The sequence below is a fragment of the Kribbella sp. NPDC002412 genome, from assembly GCF_053592935.1.
Map to the genome: position 1 here is coordinate 157994 of NZ_JBSFBL010000012.1, position 6000 is coordinate 163993.

4 protein-coding genes are annotated in these 6000 nt (G+C 70.3%); 2 read left to right on the plus strand and 2 right to left on the minus strand.

The genetic code is table 11. The features are described 5' to 3' along the window. Positions 1-75: 75 nt before the first annotated feature. Both ACWCOV_RS12965 and ACWCOV_RS12970 read right to left on the minus strand, forming a co-directional pair. Complete coding sequence (locus ACWCOV_RS12965; protein WP_449829436.1) at positions 76-291, minus strand: hypothetical protein; 216 nt, start codon at positions 289-291, stop codon at positions 76-78. Positions 292-314: 23 nt separating this feature from the next. Continuing rightward, entirely contained in the window at positions 315-3194 is a 2880-nt protein-coding gene (locus tag ACWCOV_RS12970) for a type 2 lanthipeptide synthetase LanM family protein (protein WP_449829437.1), read from the minus strand. Positions 3195-3529: 335 nt separating this feature from the next. Here ACWCOV_RS12970 and ACWCOV_RS12975 point away from each other — a divergent pair, with 335 nt between their 5' ends. Together ACWCOV_RS12975 and ACWCOV_RS12980 are read left to right on the plus strand one after the other, a co-directional pair. Next, positions 3530-4603 (plus strand): MsnO8 family LLM class oxidoreductase, encoded by a 1074-nt coding sequence (locus tag ACWCOV_RS12975; RefSeq protein ID WP_449829438.1) that lies wholly within the window; start codon positions 3530-3532, stop codon positions 4601-4603. 22 nt (positions 4604-4625) lie between these two features. After that, a partial coding sequence (locus tag ACWCOV_RS12980) for an NAD-dependent succinate-semialdehyde dehydrogenase (protein WP_449829439.1) occupies positions 4626-6000 on the plus strand: 1375 nt, incomplete at its 3' end.

A 6000-nucleotide genomic window follows, 5' to 3' on the forward strand; every position in this document is an offset into this window, starting at 1 on the left:
CGAATCGGCGGCGCCGACCGGCCACCCCCCAGGGGACCGGTCGGCGCCGTCGATCAATCGCTTGGTCGGTCAGTCCTAGATCGTCGGCCAGGTGCTGTCGGCCACGTTGGCGGCGGCCGCGGCTGCGAACGCGCTCAGGCCGACGGTGCCCACCAGGGCCATCGCCCGGGCGCCGACCTTGGAACGCTTCGGCAACATGATCGGACCGAGCGGGTCGGTGTGGTCCTGGACCGGCTGCTGGATCTCCGGCTGCTCTGCCTGGTGCTGTGCGGTGTGGTGCTGGGCGGTCATGCTGTTTCCCCTCGACTGATGGGTCAGCGCTGTGCTTGACGCGTTGACCCGGCGGTTGGTTCGAGCAGCAGGACGGACGGAACGCGTTCGGCGAACGCCAGCCGGAGCAGGCCGTAGCCGATTCCCGCCAGACCGGTCAGCAGGCCTGGAGACGGAACCGACCGCGGTGTCCCGCACTGTGGTCCGTACTGCTGTACTGCGGCGAGCACCAGCCCGGCCCGGCGGCGCCGGACCACCTCAACGGCTGCGTGCTCGCGTTCGGCGAGCCACACCAGTGGCTCCACCGCGCCGAGCTCGCCGTGACACAGACTCAGGTCGGCGAGCACCGGACGTTCTGCTGCGGTCCTCAGGTAGGCCTCGAGGTCCGCGGGTACTCCGGCGGACAGCCGGGCCAGCGCGGTCCCGGCGTCCCCGGAGCACCAGCCATGGCCACCAGGGCGCTCTCGGCGGTCCAGATCGGCCGCCGCACGCGCGACGTCCGTGTACCTGTCTCCAGGTACGCCGTACCGGCCGAGAGCCCAGGCGATGCCCTGATAGCCCCGGGCGAAGCCGTGGTCCGCTGCTACTCGGCCACGACGGAGCCCGAGCTCCACTGTGTCGACGAGTTCCTCGGCGTACCGCTTGGCCAAGCGGGTGGCGGCCGGGAACCCTTGGATCGCCTGCATGGCGGCGAGTCCGCCGGCCGCGCCCTCGGCGTACGAGGGGAACCCGTCGGGCTGCAGCTTCTCGCTGAGCTCGAGGGACGCGGCCAGCCAGGAAGTGAGATCGGAGTCGTCGAGCAGGTGGCGCAGGCGGTCGAGCCCGTAGCTGATGCCGCCCAGCCCGTGCAGGCCCGGACCGACCAGCTGCGCGGACTCCGGGTCCGCCGCGAGGGCCTCGAGCAGCGCGGGGATCGGGCGGATCGCGTCCCGCGCGAGCTCGCAGTACTTGCCTGCTCCGGTCAGCACGCCGACCTGGGCGAGGAAGAGCGCCGTACCGGTGTAGCCGTTGGAAAGCCCTGCTCCCATTGGCCTGACGGCCCAGTGGTGGTCGTCGAGGAGCTCGAGGCCGAGCCAGTTGGCCGCTCCGCCGGACTCGCTGTGGGCCTGCGCCATGATCTCGTCGGCGATGTCCGTTGCGGCGGCGAGCAGGTGGTCCGGGTCCGCCTCGGTGGCGCAAAGGTCCGGGTGTGCGGCGGTGCTGGAGTGCACGATCGGCTCCGGCCGGGTCGCGAGCGTCGCGGAGATCACCCACTTCTGCCGGTGCTGGTCGATGTCGCCGAGGCCGGCGATCTTCGCCTCCACCGCAGCGAGCCCCTCGGTCGCCAGCACGTCCGGGATGCGGGTGCCGTCGGAAGCCCAGACGTCCCGGCAGTCCGGACGCGCCGTGAACAGCGGTACGTCGCCTGCCCACAGGTCGGCCAGCTCGTACGGCACCACGACGTGCAGCGCCTCGTCGGCGTCCCACAACAGGTCGAGCAGCTGGCTGCGACCGGCTGCGTTCCGGAGCGCGTCCGGATGCGTCGCCTCGTCCAGCAGCCCGGTGTAGAGGCTGGTGCTGCGCGGCACGAAACGGATCTGGTCCGACGCGCAGCGTGCCAGGAACCCGTCCGCTCCGATCAGCTCATCGCGGTGCCGGGCAATCGCCTCGTACGCGGCCCGAAACCCTGTGAGCACAGCGATTTCGTGGTCCCGAGGTTCGATGTCGGCGCCGTCCAGCTGCGGCCGGTTCCGCGCGCCGTGGGTCGTCCCTGGGCGCCTGACGAGGTGCATCGAGTCCAGGCCGGCGTCGGCCCAGTCGACAACGCTGGTCGGTGCGGTCGCGCCGGCGTCGCCACCTAGGCCGGACATGTCCGCCACACCGTGCTCGCCACTCACCAGGAGTGGCAGCAGCGCAGTGCGGTAGACCGAGCTCAGCAATGCCTGGTACGCCGGGTCGCGGCTGAGCGCACCAATCGGTGCGTGGCTCGGGTGGAACAGCGTCTCGACATCGACGAGAACCGGCTGCTCACCGACGGCGATCAGGTTCTCGTAGTGCATGTCGGTGCCGTCCAGCACGTACAGCAACGCCAGCAACGCGCCTTGCCGGTGGTAGAAGCGACGTACTTCGGCCAGATCATGACAAGGCTGATGTACGACGTACTCCGACCAGCCGTACCCGTCGCGGGGGAGTAGCCCGACCGTGCTGATGTCCAGACCGGTCTTGCCGTTCAGCCAGCCGACCAGCTCGTTGAAGTGGCCGTGCAGGTCGAGCGACCGCGGCTTGTACACGATCCGTCGCCCGTCAGCGAAGGTGAGGGTTGCCGTGGACCGCCCGCCCCGGTGGGGATCGCCCGCAGGGTCGATGGCGGTCAGCGCACCGGGATCACGGCCGTCCAGCAGTCCGATGACGAGCGACTCACGGTCCTCGGCGAGTCGTGCCAGCAGTTCGAGATGACCCTCGACGCCTTGTCGGCACGACTCGCCCAGGACCCGGGCCAGCACCGGGTATGCGGCCAGGAACTCCGCCAGTTCGCTCCCTCCTACGAGCCGGCGGGTGAAGTCCAGAAAGCGTTCTGCCGGTGTGTCACCGGCCAGCTCGCCACGGTCACGGGCCCGGGCGAGCTCCAGCACCAAGGTGCGCGAGGCAAGCTTCACCAAGCGCAGGCCGAGCCGGTGCAGGAACTGCTCCGCCAGTACCCCGGTGTGCCCGGCGGCAGCGAGGTCGCAGCGAGCGGAGTCGAGCAGGGGCTCCAGGCAACGTACAAGCGCCTGCCGCCAGTCGCTGTGCCCACCCGACGCCCCGTCAGCCCCACCTGATGTGTGGCCGCCGACGGCATCGGTCCCTGCGGGGCTGCGACCGGCGGCAGGCGCGGTCTGGGTGGTGCTGCGCTCGACGTACTCCGCCCAAGCGGGAGCGGAGGCGGTCAGCTCGTGCGGGCGCATACCAGCGGACCACCAGGCTTTACGCTGGTCGGTTCGCGCCGGCCCGGCGGTCGCTGAGTTGAGCACGCGGACAGGCTGCCATCGGCGACCTGCCCCAGACATGGGTATCCAGCCCCCATATTTCGCCGCGCAAGCGCGGGTTCACAGGGAGTGACGTGGTTGGTGAAAATCTGAAGGAACGGCGGGAACGATGCCCGACCGGTCGACAGCGCGGCAAGCTGTCCGCACCCCCATTTTCGGGACCGGCGCCATGGTCGGGAGGTAGGTGTGCACCGGCCTGAACATGGGGGCCGAACACCCATGTGCGAAGCCGCCGGCGCTGCCACGGTGGGCAGGTGCTCTCGCCCGTGACTCCCGGACTACCCGTCTCAGCGCACTCGGTGCTCGACGTCGTACCGCAGCTGCCCGGTCAGTCGGCTGCGGCCGCACTCCGGGAGACCGCGGAGGTCGCACAGGCTGCTGACGACCTCGGATACCGCCGCTTCTGGTTAGGGGAGCAGCACGGTGTCCGAGGCGTCGGTAGCGCCACACCGGCCGTGCTCGCGGCCGTCCTGGCCGCGCGGACGGACCGGATCCGGCTGGGTTCGGGCGGCGTACTGCTGACCACCCATCAACCGCTCGTGATCGCCGAGCAGTTCGCAGCGCTGGCAGCTGCCTACCCGAGCCGAATCGACCTTGGTGTCGGACAGTCGGCCGACGTGACGCCCAGTACGGCGGCAGCGCTTGGCGAAACCGCACGAGACGCGTTCCCGCAGCGGCTGGACGAGTTGTGTGGCTTCCTGCGTGACGCTCTGCCGGGCCGTGCACCGGTAGGCGATGTACGGCTCTCGTTGGCCGGGTTGCCGCCACCTGTCTTCGTGCTGGCCGACCAGCCGGGTGCTGCCGCGGCAGCCGCCGTACGAGGGTTGCCGGTCGTGCTGGCGCATCACCACGCGGCGGCGACAACGGCTGCGGCGGTGGCGGCGTACCAGGACCAGTTCGCGGCGAGCGGGCCGACCGTGAAGCCGTATCTTGCGGTGACGGTCGGCGTGGTGGCGGCGGACTCCGACGAAGACGCGATCGTCCGGTTCGCGGAGTACGTCCGTGTGCAGACGCGACTCGCAGCGGCGTCGCCCCGCGCCACTCCGGCCGAGCTGATCGAACTGCTGGATCCGCCGCTTACCAGCAGGGAGGCCAGCAAGGCTGAGCGGCTGCTGGACGATCCTGGTCACGTCGTCGGCTCACGCGCCACAGTGGTGTCCGGACTGGGCAGACTGGTTGCCGCCACTGGTGCCGACGAGGTCATGTTGGTTCCGCTGGCCTTCGACGGACTCGTACGGTCGGCCATCCTGCGCACGATCGCGGGCGGACTCACTGGCGCAGTCCGCACCGTCCCACGTCACGCCCCGCCACTGATCGCCACAGCCTGAACGTCGTACCTATGGTGGGTACATGACGAGCGAACAGGAAGTCGTTGCAGCGTGTCCGACCGAGCTGTTCATCGGAGGTAAGTGGCGGGCGGCCGCGGGCGGGAAGACCCTGGCCGTCGAGGACCCGGCCACCGGTACGGCACTGTGCGAAGTCGCCGATGCGAGTCCGGCCGACGGCGTGGCCGCTCTGGACGCCGCCGTCGCTGCGCAGGCCGAGTGGGCCGCCACGGCACCACGGGAGCGCGGCGAGATCCTCCGCCGTACCTATGAGCTGATGACCGAGCAAGCCGACGACCTGGCGTTGCTGATGACGCTGGAGATGGGTAAGCCGGTCGCCGAGTCGAAGGCGGAGATCGCCTACGCCTCCGAGTTCTTCCGCTGGTTCGCCGAGGAGGCGGTCCGGATCGACGGCGGCTACCAGGTGGCCCCGAACGGCAAGGGCCGCTTCCTGGTGATGCGGCAGCCGGTCGGCCCGTGCCTGCTGATCACACCGTGGAACTTCCCGGCCGCGATGGGTGCCCGCAAGATCGGCCCGGCCGTCGCCGCAGGCTGCACGATGGTGATCAAGCCGGCCGCCCAGACCCCGCTGTCGATGCTCAAGCTGGCCGAGCTGATGACCGAGGCCGGGCTGCCCGCCGGCGTGCTGAACGTGATCACCACCAGCGACTCCGGCGGCGTGATGGAGCCGCTGATCCGCGACGGACGCGCCCGCAAGCTGTCGTTCACCGGCTCCACCCAGGTCGGTCGCAAGCTGATCGAGCAGGCCGCCGAGCAGGTGCTGCGGACCAGCATGGAGCTCGGCGGGAACGCGCCGCTGCTGGTGTTCGCCGACGCCGACCTGGACAAGGCCGTCGACGGTGCGATGCTGGCCAAGATGCGCAACGGCGGCGAAGCCTGTACGGCGGCCAACCGGATCTACGTGCAGTCGCCGGTGATGGACGAGTTCGCGCGCCGGCTGTCCGAGCGGATGGGCGCGCTGAAGGTCGGCCGCGGCACCGAGGACGGCGTCGACGTCGGCCCGCTGATCGACGCCACCCAGCGCGACAAGGTGAAAGACCTGGTCGACGACGCGGTCGGGCAAGGCGCCCGGGTGCTCACCGGCGCGTCGGTTGCGTCAGGCAACGGGTATTTCTACCAGCCGACCGTGCTCGCCGACGTGCCGAAGACCGCGCGCCTGCAGAAGGAGGAGATCTTCGGCCCGGTCGCGCCCCTGACCGCCTTCGAGACCGAGGAGGAAGCGGTCCGGATGGCGAACGACACCGAGTACGGCCTGGTCTCCTACCTGTTCACCAGCGACCTGACCCGCGCCCTCCGCGTCTCCGAACGACTCGAAACCGGCATGCCGCTGGGCGAGCTCCCGCCGTACGACGTCGTCCTGGCGGGCCCGAGTGGCGAAC

What these genes read in the sequence shown, in the direction of transcription:
- ACWCOV_RS12965 (WP_449829436.1), bottom strand. Translation starts at nt 291, where the DNA reads ATGACCGCCCAGCACCACACCGCACAGCACCAGGCAGAGCAGCCGGAG.
- ACWCOV_RS12970 (WP_449829437.1), bottom strand. Translation starts at nt 3,194, where the DNA reads ATGCGCCCGCACGAGCTGACCGCCTCCGCTCCCGCTTGGGCGGAGTAC.